Genomic DNA, 23,819 nt, shown 5'->3' with positions numbered 1-23,819 from the left:
CGTCATGCCCGAAGACGCTGAAACCCTGTCCGTCACCGAACTCACGCGCGAAATCCGCGACGTGCTGGAGGGCCACATCGGCAGCGTGTGGGTGGAGGGTGAGATCAGCAACCACCGCCTGCAAAGCTCCGGACACCAGTATTTCACGCTGAAGGATGCTGGGGCGCAGCTTTCCTGCGTGATGTTTCGTGGAGCTACGGCGCGCACGAACGTTCGCCTTCAAGATGGCGCTCTCGTGCAGGTGCATGGCGAGATCAGCGTTTATGAGCCGCGCGGCCAGTATCAGATGGTCGTCAAACAGGTGCAGGCGAAGGGCAAAGGCTCGCTGCAGGAGCAGTTTGAGGCGCTGAAGCGCAAACTCTACGCCGAAGGCCTCTTTGACGACGAGCGCAAGCAGCCCATCCCGCGTTTCCCCGCTGTGGTGGCCCTCGTCACCTCGCCCACCGGCGCGGCGATCCGCGACATGCTGAACATCCTCACACGCCGAGCGCCCTGGGTGCGCGTGCTCGTGTTTCCCGTGCGCGTGCAGGGACAGGGGGCCGAGCGCGAGATCGTCCGTGCGCTGGAAGTGCTCGGTGATGCCGGAAACTTCGGCCTGCCGGCACCGGACACCATCGTCGTCGGTCGTGGCGGCGGCAGTCTGGAGGATCTGTGGTGCTTCAATGAAGAAGTGCTCGCCCGTGCCATCGCGACGTGCCCGATTCCCATCATCTCCGCCGTCGGTCATGAAATCGACTTTACCATCGCTGACTTTGTCGCCGACTTGCGCGCACCGACACCGAGCGCGGCCGCTGAATTGCTCGCGCCGGACATCGGTGAGCTGCTGCGGCATTTCGAAAGCATCGCCCGCACGCTGAAGATGAGAGTCAACACGATGCTCGACCATCATCAGCACGTGATTGAACTCACGGCCAAAGGACCGCTGCTTCACGCTCCTGATCGTCTGCTCCAACAAGCCGAGCAAAGCACCGACGAAGCCGAATCACGGCTCCGTGATGCCATTCGCGAGCGATTGCAGTCGTTGGCCGATGATCTAATGCAAAAGCAGCACGTTCTTGCCGCGCATCACCCGCGTGTGCAGCTCGCCGAGGCCGTGCATCGTAGCGAAAACCTCGCACAAAGACTCCGGCAGGGGCTCGTGCATCGCCTGGATCGCCTGGCGGATCGCCTGGAGTCACGCGGAGAGCTGTTGAAGCACATCGGCCCCGAATCCGTCCTCGCCCGCGGCTTCTCCTACACCACGAATACCGAAGGCCGCGTGCTCACAGATGCGGCGGCGGTCGAAGGGGGGGCGGAGCTCATCACGCGCCTCGCCAAAGGCACGGTACGCAGTGTTGCCAAATAGCACGCGCCACAGGCGGCCGGAACGTCGAACAACCTGGTTAGAGCCCATGCGTTTCCCACGTAGAACAAGGATGCTCCACACGCGCCGCTCCATCTTGAACCGCTCCGCCTACGGCATCGGCGGCATCGCCCTGGCCACGCTGCTGCAGGAGCAGGGGCTGCTGGCGACTTCCGAGCAGGCGGCGGCGCAGCATTTTGATTTGAAGCCGAAGCAGCCGCATCGGTTCGGCCAGGCGAAGGCGATGATCTCGATGTTCATGCAGGGCGGGCCGAGCCACATGGATCTGTTCGATCCGAAACCCGAGCTCATGAGGCTGGATGGCAAGGAATTCCCGGGCGAGGTCAAATACGATGACGCCGCCGGTGCCAGCCGCGAGGTGATGGGCCCGCAGTGGAAATTCGGCAAGCACGGCCAGTGTGGCATGGATGTGAGCACGCTGCTGCCGCATTTCTCCCGCATCGTGGATGACGTGACGCTGATCCGCTCGATGCACACCGGCGTGAACAATCACGGTCAGAGCATCTACGCGCTGATGAACGGCCAGGTGACGGGCGGGCGGCCCACGCTGGGCTCCTGGGTCACGTACGGCCTGGGTGCGGAGAACCAGGATCTGCCCGCCTACGTGGCGCTCACCGACCCACGCGGTGTTCCGGTGCTGGGCGTGGACAACTGGAGCAATGGCTGGCTGCCCTCCCTCTACCAAGGCACCGTCATCCGGCCGAAAGAGCCACGCATTCCGAATCTCGACGCACCTCTGAGCCTGAAGGGCGACGCGCAGGCACGCTATCTGAATTTTGTGCAGCGGATCAATCGTGAGCACCTTGAGGCGAGGCCGGGAGAGTCAGACCTGGAGGCGCGAATTCAGAGTTTTGAACTCGCCGCACGCATGCAGACCGCCGCGAAGGAGGCGCTGGACATTTCGAAGGAGAGTGAGGCCACAAAGAAGCTCTACGGGATCGACAACCCGGCGACGGCGGAGTTTGGCACGCGCTGCCTGATCGCGCGGCGTCTGGTGGAGCGTGGGGTGCGTTTTGTGTCGCTCTTCACGGGGAACCAGACCTGGGATCATCACTCCAGCATTCTCACGAGCCTGCCGGCCACCTGCTTGTATGTCGATCAGGGCGCTGCGGCGCTCGTCACCGATTTGAAGCAGCGTGGACTGCTCGACACGACGATCGTGCATTGGGGCGGCGAGATGGGCCGCCTGCCAGTGATCCAGAACCGGGCCGGTGCCAAGGACCGGAAAACGGTGGGACGGGACCACAACACGTATGGATTCAGCATGTGGGTGGCGGGTGGAGGCTTCAAAGGCGGCCACATGCACGGCGAGACGGACGAGTTTGGCCACCACGCGGTCAAGGATGTGGTCAATCACTACGATTACCACGCCACGCTGCTGCACCTCTTCGGGCTCGATCCGAAGAAGCTGAGCTACAAGCGCAACGGCACGGACCAGGTGCTGGTGGAGAATCCGCAGGCACGCGTGGTGTCCGAGATTCTGGCGTGATGCGGGAGCGGCACCCCCGGTGACGGCCGGGGCGAACCTTACACGCTTGTAATGCTGCGGAAAGGCTGAGGGCATGACGGGGATGTTTCTGTTCCGTGGAATTCATTCCACCCACAAACATCAACCCATCGATAAGCCCATGAAAAACCCATCCGACAAACCCTTCTGGCAGCGCGCGGCCGTCATCGGCGGCGCATGCCTCATGACCGTGTCCCTCGTGGCCTACACCTCCGCCAAGGAGGTCGCCAAGGCCGATCCGCTGCATGTTCAGGTCAACGACGCACCCCTGTCTGCCGCGGGCCAGCGTTATCCGAGCTTTGCGCCCATCGTCAAAGCCGTGTCCCCGAGCGTCGTGAAAGTGGCCGTGTCCAGCCAGCCGAAAGCATCCCGCATGGAGATGCCTGGTGGCATGGACCTGCGCCGCTTCTTCGGCCCGGGCTTCCAGATGCCTGAGGGCATGCAACCGCGCCGCATGCCACGGCAGGAAGGTGTGGGCTCCGGCGTCATCGTGACGAAGGACGGCTACATCCTGACCAACAATCACGTGGTGGATGATGCCAGCACGATCAAGGTGACCATGATCGACGGACGCGAGTTCGAAGGCAAGGTCATCGGCAGTGATCCGAAGACCGATGTTGCGGTGATCAAGGTGAAGGCCAACGATCTTCCGGCCATCACGCTTGCGGACAGTGACAGGATCGAAGTGGGCGACACCGTGCTCGCGGTCGGGCATCCCTTTGGCATCGGCCAGAGTGTGACGACTGGCATCGTCAGTGCGAAAGGTCGCGCCACGCTCGGCCTCGACTATGAGGACTTCATCCAGACCGATGCCGCGATCAATCCCGGCAACTCCGGTGGAGCGCTGGTGGATGTGGATGGCCGTCTGATCGGCATGAACACGGCCATTTTGAGCCACAGCGGCGGCAATCAGGGCATCGGCTTCGCGGTTCCGACGAATCTGGCCCGCTGGGTCATGGAAAGCCTGGTGAACAACGGCCGCGTGGAGCGTGGCTTCCTGGGCGTGAACATCCAGGACCTGACCCCACAGCTCGCGAAGCAGTTCAAGATCGGCAATGCGAAGGGAGCCCTGGTCTCCGGAGTGACTCCTGACAGCCCTGCTGACAAGGCCGGCATGAAGAGCGGTGATGTGATCACCGAGTTCAATGGCAAGCCTGTGACTGACAGCCGCCAACTCAAACTCCAGGTGGGCAGCACGGTGCCGGGAGCGGCGGTTCCGGCGACGGTTCTCCGCGAAGGCAAGACTCTGAGCCTGAACGTCACGGTGACCGAACTGCCGGGCGAGAAGGTGGCCGCCGCGTCCTCGGAATCGATGAATGCTGATGACGCCCTGCATGGGGTCGGTGTGGCGGATCTCGACAGAGCCACGCGTGACCAGCTCAAGGTGCCCACCAACGTCAAAGGCGCCGTGGTGACCCAGGTGGAGGAAGATTCCGCCGCCTATGAAGCCGGGCTCCGTCAGGGGGATGTGATCACTGAGATCAACCACCAGCCCATCCAGAATGCCGAGCAGGCCACCGCCGTGTGTGAAAAGCCGGCGGACAAGGTCTCCCTGGTGAAGATCTGGAGCCGAGGCGGCAGCCGGTATGTCGTCGTGGATGAAAGCAAGGCGGGCTGACCCGACGTGCCCTCATGCCCGCCTCGTCATTGCGAAATGACGAGGCGGGTCTTTGTTTGAACGGGACAAGACGAATCGAGCAGCTACTCATGCCCAACTCCTGCCAGCCATGCGCGTTTTAGTGATCGAAGATGACAGCAAGATCGCCTCGTTCGTTGTGAACGGGCTGAAGCAGAACGGATTTGGCGTGGATGCGGCCGGGGACGGGGAGCAGGGGCTCGATTTCGCCTGCACGGTGACCTACGACTGCATCGTGCTGGACCTCATGCTGCCGAAACTGGACGGGCTCTCGCTGCTGCGGCAGTTGCGCAGGGAGAAGGTTCACACGCCGGTGCTCATCCTGAGCGCGAAGGCCACGGTGGATGATCGTGTCAAAGGCCTGCAGGCTGGTGGTGATGACTATCTGACCAAGCCTTTTGCATTCTCGGAGCTGCTGGCGCGGGTGCAGGCGCTGATCCGCCGCGCCACGCACGTCGTGGAGCCGACAACACTCACAGCCGCTGGCATCACGCTGGATTTGCTGGCGCGTGAAGTGACGCGTGAGGGGCGGAAGATCGAAGTGCAGGCCCGTGAGTTCGCGCTGCTGGAGCTTCTGATGCGTCATCCGGGCCGTGTGGTGACCAAGACGATGATCCTGGAGCATGTGTGGGACTACAGCTTTGACCCGCAGACCAATGTCGTGGATGTGCTGGTGCACCGGCTCCGCACCAAGGTGGACAAGGACTTCGAGGTGAAACTCATCCACACCATCCGGGGGGTCGGCTATGTCCTCAAACCCGCTTAAGGCCTGGTGGCGCAGCTTCACCGTGCGGTTGACGCTCGGCTACGCGACGATCTTCACCCTGAGCGCGGCGGTGCTCTTCGGCCTGCTTTATGTGCTGCTCGCCTCCGCCTTGGAACGCAAAGATCGTGAGGTCATCGAGGCGCGGCTCAAGGAATGCGCGGCGGTGTATGCGAGCGGCGGCCTGCCGGCGCTGCGCAATCTCGTGGAGCGCAACAGCACGGACGTGGACAAGTCCAAATCGTTCTTTGTGCGCGTGACGGGCAGGCTTGGCAGCGTGCTGTTTGTGAATGTGCCCAACGAGTGGTTGCGCGTGGATGAAGTGCCATCCCAGCAGGCGCAGAGTGATGCATCACGGCCGGGCTGGCTTCGTATCCCCAAGGACGATGAACGCGATCTCACGGTGGCGACGGCGAAACTGATCGACGGCTCGATCCTGCAGGTGGGACGCAGCACGAACAGCCGCGAGACGGTGCTGCAGCCGTTTCGCCGCAATTTTCTGCTGATCATGACGCCCACGCTCATGCTCGCGGTGATCGGCGGTGCCTATTTCGCCCATCGGGCCACTCAACCGGTGCGTGAGGTGGTGGAAACAGCACGCGCCATCTCGGATCGCGGCAATTTCTCCGCACGCGTCGCCGCCCGGACCAGCCACGCTGAGCTCGAAGAACTGGCGTCCGAGTTCAATCGCGTGCTCGACAAGAACCAATCGCTCATCCAGGGCATGCGCGACGCTTTGGACAACGTGGCGCATGATCTGCGCACCCCCCTGACGCGGCTGCGTGGCACGGCGGAGGCTGCCGTGCAGACCACGCCCGATCCGGTGGCGCGTGAAGCGCTGGCGGACTGCGTGGAGGAATCGGACCGTGTGCTCACCATTCTGAAGGCGCTCATGGACATCAGCGAAGCCGAGGCAGGCATGATGAAACTGAAGCGTGAGGAGACCTCGATTCCTGGTCTTTTGCGTGAAGTGATCGAGCTGTATGAGCTTATCAGCGAGGAAAAGCGCATCACGGTCACCACCGACTTCGCCACGGATTGCAAAGCCTCGGTAGATCCGGTGCGATTGCGCCAGGCCTTCGCCAATCTCCTCGACAACGCCCTCAAATACACTGCGGAGGGCGGTCAGGTGTGCCTGTCGTGCTCAAACGGTCCGCAGTGCGTGATCGTGCACGTTCGCGACACCGGCATGGGGATCGCCGCCGCAGACCAGCCTCGCATCTGGGAGCGTCTTTATCGTGCGGACAAGAGCCGCACGCAGCGCGGCCTGGGATTGGGGCTGAGCCTCGTCAAAGCCATCGTTGAGGCCCACCAGGGCACGGTTTCGGTCACGAGCGAAGCGGGACAGGGGGCCGAGTTCGTCATCACGTTGCCTCAAACTCCGGTTCCGGTTTGAATCCTTCATTGAAGGATGGTGCGCGGTACAGGGTTCGAACCTGTGACCCCTACCATGTCAAGGTAATGCTCTACCACTGAGCTAACCGCGCGAGTCCGGGGCGCAGTGTATAAACGGGCCGGGCTGTTTCGGCAAACGGTTTTTGGCCCCGGAATCAGCCATTGTTCACCTGGCTTCGCACCGTGGTGCCTTGATTGAGCAGATCGTCGCGTTCCAGTCCGGTGATGCGGGTGATGGAGCGCAGCAACCAGAGCAGCAAGGCCAGGGTGACGCCCATGAGCGGCAGGCCGATGACGATGAAGCCGCTCCAGTTCAGCCGGCCGATGGCCTTGGTGTATTCCTGGCTGCCGGGGGCTTTGTCACCGAGCAGATAAAGAGCGAGTGCGAAGTTGGCGGCGGCGGAGAACACAAACGTGCCCGCCATGCCCCAGGAGGCGCGTTTGAGCAGTCCTGCGAATTCGTGGTGCTTCTCCGGCGTGTCGAGAGCCTGATGCAGGGCAGGGAGATTGATGACCTGCGGGTTGAGAAGCATTTCGTTCACCAGCGGCTTGCCCCAGCGGTGGCTCAGCGGGAAGGCAACACCCAGGAAGATCGGAAACAGGGCCTCCTTCACGGCAAACCAGGTGGCGTTGAGGTTCAGCAGGCCAAGCCCGCCGGTCACGATGACGGCGACCAATCCCAGAATGGAGAAGAAGTTCAGTCCGCGCTTGTTGAGGTAGCACCAGATGCCAAAGCCCAGCGGAAGCAGCAGCGCCACCACCAGCGCCCACAGCGGCCCGAGCCGGTCCGGTGCGCTCAACTTTTCCAGCGCAATGGACGGCAGGATGACGGTCAGGGCGAGATCGAGCAGGGGATGGGGCTGTTTTTGGGTCACGTGGAACTTTGGAATGACGAAAGCGGAATGTCGAATGACGAATGCGCCTGCTTCTTGCGTCCGCCTGTGTCGGCGCTAATGCTGGATCATGGTCGCCACCGCCGCTCCCAATCTTGTCGATGAAATCCTGCGCCTGAAAAAGGAGCGCAACGCCGTGATCCTGGCGCACAACTACCAGTCCAAGGAGATTCAAGAGCTGGCGGACTTTGTGGGCGACTCCCTCGGCCTGGCCTACAAAGCCAAAGAAACGAACGCTGACGTGATCGCCTTTTGCGGCGTGCATTTCATGGCGGAGACCGCCAAAATCGTGAACCCGGGCAAAATCGTGGTGCTGCCCGATCGTGATGCCGGCTGCTCGTTGGAGCAAAGCTGCCCGGGCTCCCAGTTGGAGGCGTTTTTGAAGGCGAACGCGGCCAAAAACTACTACGTCATCGCCTACATCAACTGCAGCGGCCATGTGAAGGCTCTGAGTGACTGCATCTGCACCAGCGGCAACGCCGACAAGATCGTGGCGGCGGCACCCCAAGACCGCCCCATCCTTTTCGTGCCCGACCAGAACCTAGGTTCATGGGTCATGGAACGAACTGGGAGGAAGATGGATCTGTGGAAGGGGGCCTGCTACGTGCATGTGGAGTTCACGCGGGACAGCATCCAGAAGATCAAAGACGAGCATCCTGACGCCAAGGTCGTCGCCCATCCCGAGTGCACCTACACCGTGCGCATGCTGGCCGATGAGGTGTGCAGCACGGAGAAGATGGTCGGATACTGCCGCAACAGTCCGGCAAGCACCTTCATCATCGTGACGGAAAGCGGCATGCTGCATCGCCTCGAACGCGAGGTGCCGGGCAAGAAGTTCATCGCCGGCCCCACCGGCCACTGCGCCTGCGCCGATTGCCGCTACATGAAGCTCAACACGCTGCAAAAGCTGCATGATTGCCTGCGCGATCTCTCGCCGCAGGTCGAATTGCCCGAAGACCTGCGCAAACGTGCCGAAAAGCCGATTTTGCGCATGCTTGAGCTGAGCCGTTAACCTCTCCGCGAAGAGGTGCCTGGTTGCGCACCTCTTCGCAGTGGCTCGGCTGTGAGATTCACAGCGTCATCGTTGCCAGAGGCTTGTCTGAAGGTTCCGAGACTCGCTCGAGCGTCTTGCCGACCACCTTGGTCTCCCTGGTGCGGACTGCGAGATCCCCGAGCGACACGATGCCAACGAGGCGCTGGTCGTGGTCCAGCACGGGAAGGCGGCGGATTTGCTTCTCCGCCATGAGCCGTTCGGCGTCAGCCGTGGAATCGTCGTCGAAGCAATAGACCACCTCCGGGGTCATGCTGTCGCTGACGGGGGCCGTGTTGGGATTGCGACCCTCGGCGACTGCCCGCACGGTGAGGTCACGGTCGGTCAGGATGCCAAGCAGGCGGCGGCCGTCGCAGATGGGCAGAACGCCGACGTCGAGGTCGCGCATGAGGCGCGCAGCCTCCAGCAGCGGCGTGTCCGGCCGGACGATCTCCACATTCGTGGTCATGATGTCTTTGATTTGCATGTCACAGCGGGATCGCAGGCTCTCTCCGGCATCCGTGTCAGATTCCGGCCTGAGGCGGGCATGGGATGACACGCGTGGCTGCTTTTTGTCGCGTAACTTTGTCGGGACGCATGAACTCCGCGTCCCATGACCGCCGATGAAAAGCGCACGCCAACGTGGGAATGTCCGCCTGCCGTTTCGAGACCGCAGGGATGCCGGTGTCATGCTGGCGGATGCCTTGCAAAGCCACGGGAGCAGGGAGAGCCTGCTCGTGCTGGCGCTGCCGCGTGGCGGCGTGCCGGTGGCCTTTTAGGTGGCCCGGCGGCTGAGGGCACCGCTGGATGTGTTCATTGTGCGGAAGCTGGGAATGCCAGGGCGGGAGGAAGTGGCGATGGGTGCGATCGCCAGCGGTGGTGTACGGGTGTTGAATGACTATGTGGTGAACGTGCTGCCGCGCGCGGAACTCGCGATCGCGCAGGCGACGGAGAAGGAGATGAGGGAATTGCGCCGTCGCGAGGCCGAGTACCGGCCAGGCCGCACGGTCATCCTCGTCGATGATGGTCTGGCGACAGGAGCCACCATGCGTGCTGCGGTGCAGGCGCTGCGGGAACAGAAGGCGGCGGCCATCATCGTCGCCGTGCCGGTGGCCGCCCCGGACACCTGCGAGGAGTTCAAACATCTGGCGGATGAGGTCGTATGCGCCACCACGCCGGAGTCGTTCCAGGCTGTGGGTCAGTTCTACGAGGACTTCACGCAGACGACTGATGACGAGGTGCGGCAACTGCTGGCTCGCGCCATGGAAAGGAGCGGCGAATGACGGCGTCCGATGTGAAACGCGATGCCACGCAGCTCGCGGGCTTGGTGCGGCCCGTCACCGGCTAGCAGGGCCCTGAAGAACTGATCCGACGGGCCGGCGAGGCGCAGTTTGTGCTGATTGGCGAGGCCTCCCACGGCACGCATGAATTCTATGCCCTGCGCGCGGAGATGACGCGGCAGCTCATTCTCAATCATGGGTTCCGTCTCATCGCCCTGGAGGCAGACTGGCCGGACACCCTGCGGGTGCACCGCCATGTCACCGGCCTGGCGCAGGAGACGGACACTGTGGCGGCGCTCGGTGACTTCCGCCGTTTCCCCGCGTGGATGTGGCGGAACACGGTGATGGTCGAATTCGTCGAATGGTTGCGTGCACGGAACCTGCGGGCGACAAACGAGGGCGACAGCGCCGGTCTCTTCGGCATGGATCTGTACAGCATGCACACATCGATGGAATCGGTGCTGGCATATCTGGACAAGACCGATGCAGATGCCGCCCGTCGTGCGCGGCAGCGTTACGGCTGCTTTGAATACTTCGGTAAGGATCCACAGGCCTACGGCTACATCACCACGCGCGGAAAGGCTGAATCGTGCGAGGCAGAAGTCACCGCCCAGCTCGTGGAACTGCGCCGTGCGTATGGCGAGTTGATGAATCGTGGCGGTCCGGATGCGAAGAACGAGTTCTTTTATGCCGAGCAGAATGCCCGTCTCGTCGCCAACGCGGAGCGCTATTACCGGGCGATGTTTCATGGCCGCGACGAATCGTGGAACCTGCGTGACGAGCACATGACGGAGACTCTTGCCGCTCTGGTGCGGCATTTCGGCGGCTCAGAGGCAAAAATAGTCGTCTGGGCGCACAACTCGCATGTGGGAGATGCCCGGGCGACCGAAATGGGCCGGTGCGGCGAATGGAATGTGGGCCAGCTCCTACGGCAGCGCTTCCCCGGGAAGGTCTTCAACATCGGCTTCACCACCTATTCGGGCACGGTCACAGCCGCACGGGATTGGGGAGAGGCGGCTGAGCGTCGTCGCGTGCGTCCCGCCATGGCTGGCAGTTACGAGGAACTGTTTCACGCCACTGGCGTGCCCGCTTTCTGGCTGGATCTGCGGGAGCGCAATGCCGCCACATGGCTGCTGAAGCAGCATCGCCTCGAACGTGCCATCGGCGTGGTGTATCGCCCTGAGACGGAACGCTGGAGCCATTATTTCGACACCTGCCTGCCGGAGCAATTTGACGCGGTCATTCACCTGGATGACACGCGCGCGCTGGAACCACTCGAACGCGATTCCATCTGGGATGAGGCGGAGCTTCCGGAGACTTTTCCGGCCGGAGTCTGACGAAGGCAACCTGGAGGCCCTGGAGGGCTCAATAGTTCAGCGGTTTGAGCTCAGGGAGGACAAACTGACCGTCTTTACGGATGAGCTTGCCGTCGAAGCGAATCTCGCCACCGCCATATTCCGGGCGTTGGATGTTCACGAGATCCCAGTGGACCTGGCTGCGGTTGCCGTTGTCGGCGGGGCCTTCGTAAGCCTGCCCGGGCGTGAAATGAAAGCTGCCGGCGATCTTTTCGTCGAAGAGGATGTCGCGCATGGGCTCCTTGATCTCGCGATTGAAGCCGATGGCGAATTCACCGATGTGGCGGGCTCCTTTGTCGCTGTCGAGGATCTTGTTGATGGCCTCGGTGTTGTTGGCGGTGGCGTTGACGATCCTGCCCTTGCTGAATTCGAGCCTGACGCTGTCAAACGCGATGCCCTGATAGATGGTCGGGGCGTTGTAGGTGATGACGCCTTCCACGCTGTCTTTGACCGGGGCGCTGAAGCATTCGCCATCGGGAATGTTGTGGTTGCCGCCGCAGGCCAGGGCCTTGAGTCCCTTGAGGCTGAAGCGCAGATCTGTGCCGGGGCCGGTGATGTGGACGTCATTGGTTTTGTCCATGAGCTTTTTGAGGGCATTCATGGCGGGAATGAGGGCCTCGTAGTCGAGAAGGCACACGCGGAAGAAGAAATCCTCGAACGCCTGAGTGCTCATGCCGGCTTGCTGGGCCATCGAGGCTGTGGGCCAGCGCAAAACGACCCAGCGGGTGTGATTCACGCGCTGGTTCTGCACGGGGCGCAGCTTCTTCATGACCATTTTCATCTTCTCCGGCGGGACATCGGCCGATTCGGTGATGTTGTGACTGCCACGGACCGCGATGTAGCACTGGGTCTGTTTCATCAAGGCGAGGTTGTTCTTGGCGATGAGATCGTATTGCGCCTCGTCCGCATGGATCATCTGCTCACGGGTGATGACGGCATCATTCAGGCGCACCATCGGTGTGCCGCCAGCCGCCACGACCTCGCGAATCAGGCTCTGGCCGACCGTATTGGGCACATCGAAGAGGTCGATCCAGACGAAATCGCCTTTCTTGACCTTGGTGGAGTAACGGACGAGCTGGCGGGAAAGGGCGTCAATACGAGGATCGTGCATGATGCGCCGATTGTGGCGGCAAAGACACAAACTGGCAAAAGGGAAAATCGGGGGAATGCTCCAGCATGACGCGCTGCCTGTTGACCTCCATGCTCATCTGCCTGCCGATGTTTGCGACGGCCCGGACTCCTGACTGGGCCGGGGCACTGACAGAGGGCGGCGCGGGCAGCCACCATCGCCACGTCCCGCCATGCGAGATCAGCTATGAACTGGGCTGGAACAACTGGGTGACGGCGGGAAAAGCCACACTGACGGTGCGTGAGGCTGGCCATTTCTGGAGGGCGGATGCGACGGCGGCGAGCACCGGTTTCGCGCGCACACTTTGGAGATACGACTGCCTGATGACTTCAATCATGCACCGTGCGGACCTGCGGGCACATTACTTGCAGCATGAGGAGACGGACAGCGCGGAGATGTGCCGCTACCGTGTGGCATTCCAGGAAAACCGCGTGGTGACGGAGACGCTGGTGCGGCCGGTGAAAGGCAGCCCGACGCTCGCAACGGCCGTGTGCACGTTCGGACCGATGGATGACCTTCTTTCGGTGATTCTCCACGTGCGCGGCCAGGAATTGCGAGACGGGCAGAAAATCACACGCGTGGTGCAGCCTTGGGACAAGCCATATTTGACCACCTTTGAAGTTCTTGGGCGGGAGACGCTGAGGTTTGGCGGGAAAAGCCATCCCTGCATCAAAGTAGGGTTGAAGATCCGAAAGATCGACCGCACAACGCTGGAACTCAGCGCCTACAAGAAGATGAAGACGGCGACGATCTGGGTGTCCGACGACGAACTGCGGGTGCCGATCGAGATGCACGCCGAGATCTTCATCGGCTACATGTCCGCACGCATGACCGGCCTGAAGATGCTCCAAGGACGGAGCGCGACCGCATCCGTGCCGCGAGACGTGACGGTGAAGGCACCGGCGCGATGATCAAGGAGCGGGCGCAGTCTCGACAGTAATCTGGATGTTGTCGAAAAACACCGGTTCGCCCGAGAAAGGGGTGGCCCAGATGGCGCATTTGCCCTGTCCTTTGAGACCCTTTTCCTCGTGTTTGATGAGTGGTTCGGCGGGTTCGGCCGCATCGGCTGGCCAGGCTTTGCCAGTGATCGTCCATGCGTCTCCCCCGCCTTTTTTTGCCTCCAGTTTCACCTTCACCCAGGCTTCGCTGGTCCAGACGAACGGCACGCTCGTGAGAGTCTGATCGTTCCGCACCAGTTCGAGGACCTTCTTGGCAGGATTGATGATCAGACGATGTCCGCTCATGCCATGGACACTGACCCCGAAACGCGGGGTGCTGCGGCCACGACGAATGGCGAGGATCTTTGCCTCGATTTTGGCGCTGCCGGCGGCTGAGACACCAAGCTGGGCGCTCGCATCGACAAGTTCCGTGCCGGGGTCAATCACCAGCGCTTTGTTGCCATCACGCGGCGCCACTTTGATGAGACCGGCGACGACAAACACGTCCTTGGGCGGCTCTCCTTCGCTCCAGTCATCGGCCGTGATCTCAAAAGTCTGGGGCGTTTGGGCAAAAAGCGATGTTGTGGCGAGCAGGCAGGCGGCGAAAAGCAGACGTTTCATGGCGGGGCGTGCAACGAAACTGAATCAGCGCACAGGTTCTTTCAGCAGCGCGAGGGCTTCCAGGGCGGAGGCGTCCTCATGCACGATGGCTGCCAGACTGCGTGCGATTGCCGCAGGATTCTTGTGCTGCCAGACATTGCGACCGATGGCGATGCCTGCGGCGCCTCCATTCATGGCATCCTCGACCATTTTCAACAGGCCTGCGTCATCACCCATCGCCGCGCCTCCGAGGATGATCACGGGAACGAAGCATTGTTCAACGATGCGGCGGAAGTCATCGGCCTTCGCATCCACAGGGTAGGGGATTTTGACCACATCGGCCCCCACCTCCGCAGCCAGACGGGCTGCGAAGCTGACGTTTTCCAAGGTGTATTTGTCCTTGGCTCCCAGTGCGTAAGGCAGCGACTCAAGGATGACCGGGATGTCGGTGTCGAGGCTGAGGCGGATGAGATCAGCACACTCCTGAAAATTGGCCTTCTCATAGGCTGAGCCGGGATAGAGCATGTTCATGACGGCGTTGGCGCCGACCATTTCCGCCTCCTCGACACCAAACATGCCGATGCTGCCCGCGCCTTCACCCGTGGTGCGTGTGTTATAGACATCAGTGCGGAGGATGATCCCCTTTCCGGCGAGGCTGTCACCCGCGCGCAAGGCGACACCGAGGTTCATGACGTAACCGTCCACAAAGTCGTTCACCTGGTCGATGAGCTTGAAGGGGTTCTCCAGGCCGGGGACGGGGATGGCACAGCCATGGTCGATCGGGAGGATGACGGTCTTGCCGTTGCGAAAGAGAGATTCGAGGTTTTCCTGGCGGTTCATGAAGAGAGATGAAGGTTGGCTGCTTCTTCGCCGTGAAGGGCAGCATGCGCAATCCCAAATCCCGGCCCGAGGCCGCCATGCTCCATCCGATCAGCGCTTGATGCTCTGGGGTTTGTTGCTGACCTTCTCAATCTCCCGGTTCGAACTGTCGATCTCGCGCTCAAACCGGGTCTTTTCGCGTTTGTATTCGCGTACAAGATCGACGGTCCAGAAGGCTCCGCTGAGGCTGGTGGCGAGCAGGAGGACGAACAGGATGTAGCAGAGAAAGGACATTTGCGCCTCCTGCACGCGTCGATGCTCGCGATCGGAATCGAAATCGAGCACTCCGATCAGATCCATCCACCACAAACGCCACACGCGCGGGTCACGTGCGACGTTCAGCACCCAAAAGCTGATGAAAAGCAGCAGAATGGAAGCGATGGCCAGGCCGATCGGCATGCGAGAACGAAAGTAGCAGGCTGCTGGGGCAGCCCTGGGTGAAAAACGAAAGACTACCAGTTCTTGATCCACTTCACCGAAACCTGGGGCTTTTCCAAGGTGTCGAGCGATCTCATGCTCGTGTTTTCCTCGTCCTCCGAGTAGGACCAAAGGTCATAGGTTGAGTTGATCGTCGTCGCTTGAGGGGTGTCGCCCACTGCTGCCGGTGTCGCCGCCTTGACGTATTGGAAGGGTCTGCCGAATCCATCAATGACGATGTAGGTGCCATTCTTGTTCATCCAGATCGTCTGCGGGACTTCTGCCATCATCTTCTTCGAGATTTCCGCCGTGCCCTCGGTTTTGCCGTCAGACTGGGCAGGAGCTTCATCGGAACCACCCGAGTTGTCTGCCTGAACCCCTTTCAACTGGTCATAGCCGTCCCCGGTGAGCGCCTGGTAAAGACAGGAAGCACCCGAAAGATCGTAGGGTTTGCCGGGAGGGAAGTCAGCCGTCTGGCCGGAGTTGGCCGGCTCCGGATACTCCCCGAACTCGGAGTAGTAGCGGTCCAATGCCAGCTTGATGCCCTCGAAGGTGCCGGTGGTGACACGGCGCTTTGAGGAACGCATGGCATAGGTGTATGCGCCCATCGTCAGGCCGGCGAGCAGCGCGATGATGGAGAGCACGATGAGCATTTCCACGAGGGTGAATGCCTTCGAGTTGAATCGGACACGGGACAGTTTCATGTAGAACGAGCTGGGATGATCCAGGACAGAGGGGCAGGCATCAGCCGCCAGCACCGCCGCTGAGGTTCTTGATCACGTCGATGAGCGGGAGGAAGAGGGCCATGACGATGACGCCGACGACCAGGGCCAGGACGACGATCATGAGCGGTTCGAGCATCGAAGTGAGGGCTGAGACGGAGTTGTCCACCTCATCCTCATACACGTCAGCGATCTTGAGCAGCATCTCAGGCAGCTGGCCGGTTTCCTCGCCGACGTCCACCATGGAAATGACCATGGGCGGGAACACGCCGCTGGATTCGAGCGGCGCGACCATCGATTCACCTTCCTTCACAGCGTCATGCACCTTGGTGATGGCGTCGGAGACGATGGTATTGCCCGCAGTGTCGCGGGTGATGTTGAGAGCCTGCAGGATGGGCACACCGGAGGTGACGAGAGTGCCCAGGGTGCGGGTAAAGCGGGAGATGGCAGTTTTGCGCTGCACATCACCAAAAAGCGGCAGCTTCAACTTGGTGCGGTCAATCCAGCGGCGTCCGCCTTTTGTGGCTGCAATGGCCCGCCAGCCAGTGATGACGGAGATCAAACCACCGAGCAGATACCACTTGTACTCGAACATGTTGCGGCTGAAGCCGATCACCCACTTGGTGAGTTCGGGCAGCTTGTCCTTGCTGCCGAGCATGTCCTCAAAGATGGTCTCAAAACGCGGCACGATGACCATCATGAGGAACACCATGATCGCGGCGGCGATGCACATCACGATGATGGGGTAAACCATCGCGGCGACGATCTTGTTCTTCAGCTTCTGGGCCTTTTCCTGGTATTCGGCCAGACGGTTCAGCACGAGCTCGAGCACACCGCCGAGCTCGCCGGCCTTCACCATGTTGATATATAGCTTGTTGAAGATGCGGGGATACTGCTGAAGGCTTTCCGAAAACGTGCTGCCGGTCTGCACATTATCGGCCAGCGTGTTGATGGTGGCCTTCATCACGAGGTTGGGCTCCTGGCGGCCAAGAACGGTCAAGCCACGGAGCAGGGGAAGCCCGGAGTCGATAAGCGTGGCGAGCTGGCGCGTGAAAATCATCAAGCTCTTGCTCTTGACCTTCGCGTTGGCACCGACCTTGACGACCTTCGCCTTGCCCTTGGTGCTGCTTTTGGCCCGTTTCTTGATCGCAGCCGCCTGTCCCTGGCCTTCTGCGGCGACGCTGGTGGGATAGAGGCCGGACTGGCGCAGTTGGTTGATGGCATCGGCCTCTGAGGCGGCGTCGAGATCTCCGGCAGTCTCCTGTCCGTTCTGATCCAGGGCGATGTAGTGAAACTTGGGCATAGGGCTTGTCTAGGGGAGGCGTGGGTTCAGAGTATGAAATTCAGAATACCGAAGCGCCGGGCGTTCTGTCCATCAAATAATGCTGCGGAAGCAGCGGGACGTTCCGAGGGGCGCAAATCGTGGCGTCATGTGTATTTCAGCACCTCTTCAATGGTGGTCTCACCATCGAAGATGCTTCGCAGGCCGTCTTCACGGAGGGTGGCCATGCCGAGTTCGATCGCCTTCTGGCGGAGCACGAGGGATGGGGCACGGCCTGTGATAAGCTCACGAATCGGATCGGTCACGTCGAGCAGCTCATAAATGCCGCGGCGGCCTTTATAGCCACTGCTGCCACACGTCGAGCAGCCGGCGCCCGTGAAGAAATGCTTCCCGCCGATGTCGTCCGGCGTCAGGTTGAGCTGGTTGAGAATGTGCAGGCTCGGCTCATAAGGTGAACGGCAGCTCTTGCAGATGGTGCGCAGCAGACGTTGGGCCAGGACGCCTTCCAGCGTGGCCGAGACCATGAAGGGCTCCACGCCCATGTCCACCAGACGGGTCACCGCTCCGGCCGAGTCATTCGTGTGCAAGGTGCTCAGCACCAAGTGACCCGTGAGCGAGGCCTGGATGGCGATCTGCGCCGTCTCCAAGTCGCGCATCTCTCCGACCATGATGCGGTCGGGATCCTGACGGAGGAAGGCCCGCAATGCCTTCGCGAAGGTCAGGCCCACCGCGTCATTCACCGGCACCTGCATGATGCCATCGAGTTCATACTCGACCGGGTCTTCGGCGGTGAGGAGTTTCGAGTCGATCGTGTTGATCTTTCGCAGGCAGGCGTAGAGGGTCGTGGTCTTGCCGGCACCAGTGGGACCAGTGACGATGAAAATCCCGTTTGGCTTGTGAATGGTCTCCTCGATGTAGTCACGCAGGCCTTCGGACATGCCCAGATCGGAAAGTTCGAGCTGGATGGAGGAGCGGTCCAGCACGCGGAGCACCACGGACTCCCCGTGCTGCGTGGGAAGGGAGTTCACACGCATGTCCACGGCTTTTCCGTTCACGGTGGTCATGATGCGGCCGTCCTGCGGGATGCGGCGCTCGGCGATGTTCATGTTCGCCATCACCTTGACGCGGGAGATAATCGAATTGGCCAGATGGACCGGGGGCGGCGCCATTTCATAAAGAGCGCCGTCCACACGATAGCGGATTTTGAATTCGCGCTCGAAAGGCTCGAAGTGAATGTCGCTCGCACGTTCCTTGATCGCCTGGTGCATGACCAGATCGACGAATTTCACAATGGGTGCGGAATTGGCCTCGGCTTCCGGCGACACGCCCTCCTTGCCGGCCTTGCCCAGGTTCCCAAAGATTTCATCAATGCTGGGCGCTCCGCTGCCATAATGCTTTTCAATCAAGGCCTGCACCTGGCTGCGGCGGGCCACGACCGGCACGATGGTCTTTTCCAGGCCGAAACGCAGGTCTTCCACGAGCTGCGGATTGAGCGGATCAGTGAAGGCCACATGCAGCCCTTGCCCGTCAAGCGTGATGGGGAAGGCTCCGTAGAGCCTGCCCATCCCCGGAGGGATCAAGGCCACGACCGAGGGGGGCGGCTCGAAGTTGTCGAGATCGAAATGGTCGGCACCGAGCTCGTCCGCCACTTGGGCCCAGAACTCGTCCTCATTGGTGTAGATGCCGTAGTCGATCAGCACCTGGACGATGTCCTTGCCGTTTTTCACCGCGTCCTGTTCGATGTCGTAGGCGACACCATTGTCGATAACGCCCCGGGTTTCGAGCATATCTACCACATTCTTGGGAGTCATAGTCTTCTTAAAGGAATGAGATTCGTCTGAGTGGTGGTGAAAAGCATCAATCGGCGTCGGACATCGTGGACTCGATCACCTCTTCGGCCGTGGTCATGCCGGCCAGGACTTTGCGGATGCCGTCCTCGCGGAGGGTGCGCATCCCGAGCTCGCGGGCTCGTTTGCGCAGCTGTGGCGTGGTGAGCTGCTGGTTGATCATGTTTCTCACCTCGTCGTCCACCGTGAAAATTTCCACGAGGGACATACGGCCGCGATAGCCGCCCTGGCGGCACTTGCCGCAACCGTTCGGGCCGAAAATCGTAGCTTCCATCAATTGGGTGGGCTCCAGGCCAAGCGCACGAAGTTCGCGGTCACTCAGCGTCGAGGGCGTCTTGCAGTCGCCGCAGAGTTTGCGCACCAATCGTTGTGCCTGGATCGCACGCACCGCAGAGGCGATGAGGAAGGGTTTCACACCGATGTCGCTGAGACGGGCCACGGCGCTCGGTGCGTCATTCGTGTGCAACGTGGAGAACACCAAGTGACCGGTCAGCGAGGCCTGGATGGCGATCGAGGCGGTCTCAAGGTCACGAATTTCCCCCAGCATGATGATGTTCGGCGCCTGACGCAGCATGGCGCGAAGCGCCGCGGCGAAGGTCATGCCAATGTCCTCCTTCACCATCACCTGATTGATGCCTGCGAGCTCGTACTCGACCGGATCTTCCACCGTGATGATCTTGCGGTCGGGCCGGTTGATGAAGTTCAGGCAGGCATACAGCGTCGTCGTCTTGCCGGAGCCGGTCGGGCCCGTCACGAGAATGATGCCGTCCGGCAGGGTGATCAGCCGCTCAAAGGCCGCCTGGTCATCGCTCAGGAAACCGAGATCGACGAGACCGAGGCGCAGGCTGCTCTTGTCGAGCACGCGCATGACCACGCTCTCGCCGTGATTGGTGGGAATGATCGACACACGCATGTCGATCTCCTTGTCATTGAATGACATCTGGATGCGGCCGTCCTGCGGGATGCGCTTTTCATCGAGCTGCATCGAGCCGGTCATGATCTTGATGCGGCCGATGATCGCCGCGTGCAGCCGTTTCGGGTGATGTTCCACGTCCACTAGCACACCGTCCATGCGGTAGCGGATGCGGATGTCCTTCTCCAGCGGTTCCACGTGAATGTCAGACGCCTTGTTCTTGAAGGCCTCCATCAGCATGTTCGTCACCAGCTTGATGACAGGCGCGTCATCATCCCCGCTGCCCTCGGTGCCCTTCGCCTTGATCGTGCCCATCACGGCCTCGTTGCCGTAGATGTTCGCCTGGAGCGTCTTGATCAGGGAAGGGGTGGAGCAGTAATACTCGATGTCCGGCTGCAGCACGTGGGGCAGGGCGTCGAGCGTTTCGAAATCAAACGGGTCCGCCACCACGACCTGCAGCGCGTTGTGGTTCGTTCCCAGTGGCGCGATCTTGTATTTGAGCGCCACTTCCAGCGGCACGAGCGCCTTGAGCGTCGGTGGCGGCTCGAATCCATTGAGGTCCACGTATTCCATGCCCGAGTTCACCGCCACCGTCTGCGCGATCTGCTCGTCTGAGACGACGCCGGTCTTCATCAGGGCCTCGACCACGCTCTCGCCAGGCTTCAGGCTGCATTGGGCCTGTTGAACATCACGTTCGGTGATCAGCCCGGACTCCTGGAGCTGTTCGAGTAGGTAGGTTTCATTCGAGTACATGAAAATCGTGTCTGCGTGGCAGGTTGGGAGGTTTTTTCCGTTAATTCCGAGACTACAACCGCACAGACGAAAGTGTCAACGTCTCGACGCCACGCGCGCGAAAATTGATGACGTTCGGTGACAAACCCCGGGTTTTGCACGCGTTCGACTTGCCCCTCGAACCAATCACGCCGAATCACCGACCATGACCCTTCTCAAGCGCCTCACTCTCCCGCTTCTTGGCATCTGCCTGGCTTTTTCTTTCCTTGCTGCTCCCACGGCGCGCGCCCACGACGCCGGAACCCAGATGTCGGCCATCGCGAAGGTGCTGCTCGCCGCGTTGACTCCTGAGCAGAAAGCGAAGGCGACTTTCGCCTTTGCGGACGAGGAGCGTGAGAACTGGCACTTCATCCCACGCGAGCGCAAGGGGCTCCCGATGAAGGAGATGACGCCGCAGCAGCGGCTGCTGGCGCACGCACTGTTGAACACCGGCCTTGGCTTCCGCGGATCGGCCAAGGCAGTCACGATCATGAGTCTGGAAGAGGTCCTGTATCAAATGGAAGGCGCTGCGGATGAGTCCAAGCGAGCGGCGACCCGCGAGAAACGCGACCCGGAGAAGTACTTCGTGTCCATCTTCGGTGAACCCGCCGACAAGGGGGCCTGGGGCTGGCGTGTCGAGGGGCATCACCTCTCCCTGAACTTCACCATCAAGGATGGACAGCTTCTGCGTGCGACTCCTGCCTTCATGGGCACCAACCCGGGTGAGATCCGCGAAGGGGCGCTCGCCGGCCTGCGCGTGCTCGCTGTCGAGGAGGAACTCGGGCGCGAGTTGGTGAAGTCTCTCACGCCCGAGCAGTTCAAGGCCGCGTTTGTCGCCACCGAGGCGCCGAAAGACATGATCACAGCGGCGGAGCACAAGGTGAGCGCCTTGTCCCCTGAAGGACTCTCTGATTCCGAACTCGACGCAAAGCAGAAGAAGATGCTGGTCGGTCTCATTGATGAATACCTCGCTCGTTTTCGTCCAGAAGTGGCCGATGAGATCCGCGCTGAGATTGCGAAAAACGGTCCCGTTCATTTCGCCTGGGCCGGTGGCAAGGAACGCGGAGAGCCGCACTATTATCGTGTTCAGGGCAAGACATTCCTCATTGAATACGACAACACGCAGAATGGAGCCAATCACGTTCACAGTGTCTGGCGCAGCTTTGATGGCGATTTTGGCCGCGATCTGCTCGGCGATCATGTGAAGCAGGCTCATTGATGCCTCGCAGAAGCGTGATGGGATGACCATTGTCATGCTCGCTTGGTGAGCATGGTCACAGGCTTGCTGCGTTCACGAGTTTTCGCTTGCGGAAGATGATTCGCGTGTCGTTCGCGGACTCATGGAATGTCGTGTCAAGAATGCGTGTGAATGATTTTGAATTTTCTCATCAGCTTGAGTGAGGAATTTCAAAAATATATGGAAGAAGAGCTTGAGAGATGTGTCGGTTTCGTCATACAAAGCGGCGCGTTTGAAAAAGAATTTCGGCGGCCCTTCCAATGGTTCATCGAGTCTCTGACGGCGCAGCTTTTCCCAACCCCTTCAGCAAATCCTCCCGGAGAATCCTCATCATGGCGCGCAACGATGAAAGCACGAATCAACCTTCCCCCGTTCATCCCAGTGCCGCGCCTCTCTTCGCCCTTGCTCCCACCATCTGGGATCGTGTGTGCGTCGTTTTGGAAATGCGCCTCGGTGCAGACAACTTCCAGCGCTGCTTCAGCGGCACATCCGCTCGCCTGACCGATGATGGACGCTTCGTCATCACCGTTCCCAATCCGATCCATCAACTCTGGATCGAGAGCAATCACAGCGGCCCCGTCGCCGATGCCGTCGCTGAAGTCACCGGCGCTCCTGCCGTCATCGAGTTCCATGTCGCCACCGAGCCTGCTCCTGCGGCCTTCGCGCCATTGCCGGAACTGAAGGCCGCGCGCGTCAATGCTCCTGTGCAGGAGCCGATCCGCTATTTCAGTGACGCGGGATTGAACGCGAAGTTCAACTTCGACAGCTTTGTCGCCGGACCGAACAGCAGCTACTCGCTCGCCGTCGCGCGTGCCGTCGCCGAAAAGCCGGGTCGCATCTACAATCCGCTTTTCTTCCACGGCCCCACCGGCCTTGGAAAGACGCACCTCATGCAGGCCATCGGGCAGGAGGTGCTCGCTCGCAAGCCGCGCGCTCTGGTGCGCTACGTCACCTCCGAGCAGTTCACCAATGAGTTCGTGGATTCCATCAAGAAGCAGACTTTCAGCCAGTTCCGGCAGAAATACCGCAAGGTGGATGTCCTGCTCATTGATGACGTCCATTTCTTCGAGGGGAAGGACAGCACGCAGGAGGAGTTCTTCCACACCTTCAACGAGCTCTTCAACAACGCGAAGCAGATCGTCCTCGCCAGCGACCGTCCGCCCAGCGAGATCAAAAACCTCGAAAGCCGCCTCGTCTCCCGCTTCGAATGGGGCCTCGCCACGCAGATCCAGGTGCCGGATTTTGAGACCCGCATCGCCATCCTGCGCCGCAAGCAGAACGACTTCAATGTCTCGCTCGATTCGTGGATTCTCGACTTCATGGCCCAGCGCATCCGTGCGAACGTGCGCAAGCTCGAAGGCGCGCTCATGCGTGTCGCCGCCCACGTCTCGCTCGAAGGCGCCGTCACCACCGAATCCGCCCTCGCCACCCTGCTGCATGACGTGATCGACGAGGACGTGTCCAAGACCGTCACCGTGGATCGTGTGCAACGCATCGTCGCAACCCATTACGACCTCCGCGTCAGCGATCTCACCGGCCCGCGCCGCCCAAAAAACATCGCCGAAGCCCGCCAGGTGGCCATGTTCCTCACCCGCACGCTCACCAAGCTGCCGCTCGTGCAGATTGGCGACGAATTCGGCGGCCGTGACCACGGCACTGTCATCCACGCCTGCAAAGTCATCACCAACCTCGTCAACGGCTCCACCGACTTCAAACGCACCCTGGACAACCTCGCCGGCAAGATCTGCGAATCGTGATTTTGGAGCGAGACTGGCCTTGTCGATCAATCTTACGGGCACCTCTGGAAACCTCAAATCCCCGGGCAACGCTTTCAAGAAGGTAGATTGTGAGCCGATGTAAAG

Annotated in this window: 20 protein-coding genes, 1 tRNA gene and 1 pseudogene; 11 read left to right on the top strand and 11 right to left on the bottom strand. The window is 61.0% G+C overall.

The features are described 5' to 3' along the window. Positions 1-4 precede the first annotated feature (4 nt). The 5 genes from xseA (at position 5) to IAE77_RS02750 (ending at position 6,665) form a co-directional block, all read left to right on the top strand. Positions 5-1,345, top strand: a complete 1,341-nt coding sequence (gene xseA / locus IAE77_RS02770; protein ID WP_294221460.1) for an exodeoxyribonuclease VII large subunit — start codon at positions 5-7, stop codon at positions 1,343-1,345. 70 nt (positions 1,346-1,415) lie between these two features. Beyond that, positions 1,416-2,852, top strand: coding sequence for a DUF1501 domain-containing protein (locus IAE77_RS02765; protein WP_345780956.1), 1,437 nt, complete (start codon positions 1,416-1,418; stop codon positions 2,850-2,852). 139 nt (positions 2,853-2,991) lie between these two features. Then, positions 2,992-4,488 carry a DegQ family serine endoprotease gene (locus IAE77_RS02760; protein ID WP_294221453.1) on the top strand — a complete coding sequence of 499 codons (1,497 nt, stop codon included), beginning with the start codon at positions 2,992-2,994 and terminating at the stop codon, positions 4,486-4,488. Between the two features lie 109 nt (positions 4,489-4,597). Further along, positions 4,598-5,272: a response regulator transcription factor gene (locus tag IAE77_RS02755; protein ID WP_294221452.1), complete on the top strand. Its 675-nt coding sequence runs from the start codon at positions 4,598-4,600 to the stop codon at positions 5,270-5,272. Next, positions 5,253-6,665 (top strand): HAMP domain-containing sensor histidine kinase, encoded by a 1,413-nt coding sequence (locus IAE77_RS02750; RefSeq protein ID WP_294221449.1) that lies wholly within the window; start codon positions 5,253-5,255, stop codon positions 6,663-6,665. Before IAE77_RS02755 ends, IAE77_RS02750 begins: the two co-directional genes overlap by 20 nt. A gap of 16 nt (positions 6,666-6,681) precedes the next feature. Here the strand turns inward: IAE77_RS02750 and IAE77_RS02745 are convergent. Continuing rightward, positions 6,682-6,756 (bottom strand) — tRNA-Val (locus tag IAE77_RS02745). A 63-nt stretch (positions 6,757-6,819) separates the two neighbouring features. After that, positions 6,820-7,539, bottom strand: coding sequence for a VC0807 family protein (locus IAE77_RS02740; protein WP_294221447.1), 720 nt, complete (start codon positions 7,537-7,539; stop codon positions 6,820-6,822). An 88-nt stretch (positions 7,540-7,627) separates the two neighbouring features. Here IAE77_RS02740 and nadA point away from each other — a divergent pair, with 88 nt between their 5' ends. Beyond that, on the top strand, positions 7,628-8,569 hold the full coding sequence (nadA, locus tag IAE77_RS02735) for a quinolinate synthase NadA (RefSeq protein WP_294221445.1): 942 nt from the start codon (positions 7,628-7,630) through the stop codon (positions 8,567-8,569). Positions 8,570-8,627: 58 nt separating this feature from the next. Here nadA and IAE77_RS02730 read toward each other — a convergent pair whose 3' ends face one another. Further along, positions 8,628-9,074, bottom strand: a complete 447-nt coding sequence (locus IAE77_RS02730; protein WP_294221442.1) for a CBS domain-containing protein — start codon at positions 9,072-9,074, stop codon at positions 8,628-8,630. A 202-nt stretch (positions 9,075-9,276) separates the two neighbouring features. On the opposite strand from IAE77_RS02730, the pseudogene IAE77_RS02720 reads away from it, so the two are divergent. Further along, positions 9,277-9,870 (top strand): annotated as a pseudogene (locus tag IAE77_RS02720) (phosphoribosyltransferase). Positions 9,871-9,980: 110 nt separating this feature from the next. Beyond that, positions 9,981-11,204 carry an erythromycin esterase family protein gene (locus tag IAE77_RS02715; protein WP_294221435.1) on the top strand — a complete coding sequence of 408 codons (1,224 nt, stop codon included), beginning with the start codon at positions 9,981-9,983 and terminating at the stop codon, positions 11,202-11,204. Positions 11,205-11,232: 28 nt separating this feature from the next. Here the strand turns inward: IAE77_RS02715 and IAE77_RS02710 are convergent, their stop codons facing one another. Beyond that, positions 11,233-12,333 carry an aminopeptidase gene (locus IAE77_RS02710; protein WP_294221433.1) on the bottom strand — a complete coding sequence of 367 codons (1,101 nt, stop codon included), beginning with the start codon at positions 12,331-12,333 and terminating at the stop codon, positions 11,233-11,235. A gap of 65 nt (positions 12,334-12,398) precedes the next feature. Here IAE77_RS02710 and IAE77_RS02705 point away from each other — a divergent pair, with 65 nt between their 5' ends. After that, a complete protein-coding gene (locus IAE77_RS02705) occupies positions 12,399-13,262 on the top strand; it encodes a DUF3108 domain-containing protein (RefSeq protein WP_294221430.1) in 864 nt (287 codons plus the stop codon). On the opposite strand, the gene IAE77_RS02700 is transcribed toward IAE77_RS02705, so the two are convergent. The 7 genes from IAE77_RS02700 to IAE77_RS02670 form a co-directional block, all read right to left on the bottom strand. Continuing rightward, positions 13,263-13,910 carry a hypothetical protein gene (locus IAE77_RS02700; RefSeq protein WP_294221427.1) on the bottom strand — a complete coding sequence of 216 codons (648 nt, stop codon included), beginning with the start codon at positions 13,908-13,910 and terminating at the stop codon, positions 13,263-13,265. 24 nt (positions 13,911-13,934) lie between these two features. Continuing rightward, complete coding sequence (locus tag IAE77_RS02695) at positions 13,935-14,729, bottom strand: hypothetical protein (protein WP_294221425.1); 795 nt, start codon at positions 14,727-14,729, stop codon at positions 13,935-13,937. A gap of 90 nt (positions 14,730-14,819) precedes the next feature. Beyond that, positions 14,820-15,167: a hypothetical protein gene (locus IAE77_RS02690; protein ID WP_294221422.1), complete on the bottom strand. Its 348-nt coding sequence runs from the start codon at positions 15,165-15,167 to the stop codon at positions 14,820-14,822. A gap of 53 nt (positions 15,168-15,220) precedes the next feature. Continuing rightward, positions 15,221-15,889, bottom strand: a complete 669-nt coding sequence (locus tag IAE77_RS02685; protein WP_294221419.1) for a type II secretion system protein — start codon at positions 15,887-15,889, stop codon at positions 15,221-15,223. Positions 15,890-15,929: 40 nt separating this feature from the next. Continuing rightward, entirely contained in the window at positions 15,930-17,210 is a 1,281-nt protein-coding gene (locus IAE77_RS02680; RefSeq protein ID WP_294221416.1) for a type II secretion system F family protein, read from the bottom strand. A gap of 125 nt (positions 17,211-17,335) precedes the next feature. After that, entirely contained in the window at positions 17,336-19,000 is a 1,665-nt protein-coding gene (locus IAE77_RS02675) for a GspE/PulE family protein (RefSeq protein WP_294221414.1), read from the bottom strand. A 46-nt stretch (positions 19,001-19,046) separates the two neighbouring features. Continuing rightward, a complete protein-coding gene (locus tag IAE77_RS02670) occupies positions 19,047-20,702 on the bottom strand; it encodes an ATPase, T2SS/T4P/T4SS family (protein ID WP_294221411.1) in 1,656 nt (551 codons plus the stop codon). Between the two features lie 184 nt (positions 20,703-20,886). Here IAE77_RS02670 and IAE77_RS02665 point away from each other — a divergent pair, with 184 nt between their 5' ends. Together IAE77_RS02665 and dnaA are read left to right on the top strand one after the other, a co-directional pair. Continuing rightward, on the top strand, positions 20,887-21,939 hold the full coding sequence (locus IAE77_RS02665) for a DUF3500 domain-containing protein (RefSeq protein WP_294221408.1): 1,053 nt from the start codon (positions 20,887-20,889) through the stop codon (positions 21,937-21,939). A gap of 350 nt (positions 21,940-22,289) precedes the next feature. Next, complete coding sequence (dnaA, locus tag IAE77_RS02660; RefSeq protein WP_294221405.1) at positions 22,290-23,714, top strand: chromosomal replication initiator protein DnaA; 1,425 nt, start codon at positions 22,290-22,292, stop codon at positions 23,712-23,714. Positions 23,715-23,819: the final 105 nt, after the last annotated feature.

The organism is Prosthecobacter sp. (assembly GCF_014879935.1).
Classification (GTDB): Bacteria; Verrucomicrobiota; Verrucomicrobiia; order Verrucomicrobiales; family Verrucomicrobiaceae; genus Prosthecobacter.
The sequence above is the reverse complement of the archived record's forward strand: the minus strand, read 5'-3'. Positions and strand labels throughout refer to the sequence as shown.

Bases quoted from the DNA above. Each gene is read 5' to 3' on its own strand.
- IAE77_RS02680 (WP_294221416.1), bottom strand. From the start codon at position 17,210: ATGCCCAAGTTTCACTACATCGCCCTGGATCAGAACGGACAGGAGACT.
- dnaA (WP_294221405.1), top strand. From the start codon at position 22,290: ATGGCGCGCAACGATGAAAGCACGAATCAACCTTCCCCCGTTCATCCC.
- IAE77_RS02670 (WP_294221411.1), bottom strand. From the start codon at position 20,702: ATGTACTCGAATGAAACCTACCTACTCGAACAGCTCCAGGAGTCCGGG.
- IAE77_RS02730 (WP_294221442.1), bottom strand. From the start codon at position 9,074: ATGCAAATCAAAGACATCATGACCACGAATGTGGAGATCGTCCGGCCG.
- IAE77_RS02755 (WP_294221452.1), top strand. From the start codon at position 4,598: ATGCGCGTTTTAGTGATCGAAGATGACAGCAAGATCGCCTCGTTCGTT.
- IAE77_RS02675 (WP_294221414.1), bottom strand. From the start codon at position 19,000: ATGACTCCCAAGAATGTGGTAGATATGCTCGAAACCCGGGGCGTTATC.
- IAE77_RS02750 (WP_294221449.1), top strand. From the start codon at position 5,253: ATGTCCTCAAACCCGCTTAAGGCCTGGTGGCGCAGCTTCACCGTGCGG.
- IAE77_RS02710 (WP_294221433.1), bottom strand. From the start codon at position 12,333: ATGCACGATCCTCGTATTGACGCCCTTTCCCGCCAGCTCGTCCGTTAC.
- IAE77_RS02695 (WP_294221425.1), bottom strand. From the start codon at position 14,729: ATGAACCGCCAGGAAAACCTCGAATCTCTCTTTCGCAACGGCAAGACC.
- IAE77_RS02700 (WP_294221427.1), bottom strand. From the start codon at position 13,910: ATGAAACGTCTGCTTTTCGCCGCCTGCCTGCTCGCCACAACATCGCTT.
- IAE77_RS02760 (WP_294221453.1), top strand. From the start codon at position 2,992: ATGAAAAACCCATCCGACAAACCCTTCTGGCAGCGCGCGGCCGTCATC.
- IAE77_RS02765 (WP_345780956.1), top strand. From the start codon at position 1,416: ATGCTCCACACGCGCCGCTCCATCTTGAACCGCTCCGCCTACGGCATC.
- IAE77_RS02685 (WP_294221419.1), bottom strand. From the start codon at position 15,889: ATGAAACTGTCCCGTGTCCGATTCAACTCGAAGGCATTCACCCTCGTG.
- IAE77_RS02690 (WP_294221422.1), bottom strand. From the start codon at position 15,167: ATGCCGATCGGCCTGGCCATCGCTTCCATTCTGCTGCTTTTCATCAGC.
- IAE77_RS02665 (WP_294221408.1), top strand. From the start codon at position 20,887: ATGACCCTTCTCAAGCGCCTCACTCTCCCGCTTCTTGGCATCTGCCTG.
- xseA (WP_294221460.1), top strand. From the start codon at position 5: ATGCCCGAAGACGCTGAAACCCTGTCCGTCACCGAACTCACGCGCGAA.
- nadA (WP_294221445.1), top strand. From the start codon at position 7,628: ATGGTCGCCACCGCCGCTCCCAATCTTGTCGATGAAATCCTGCGCCTG.
- IAE77_RS02705 (WP_294221430.1), top strand. From the start codon at position 12,399: ATGACGCGCTGCCTGTTGACCTCCATGCTCATCTGCCTGCCGATGTTT.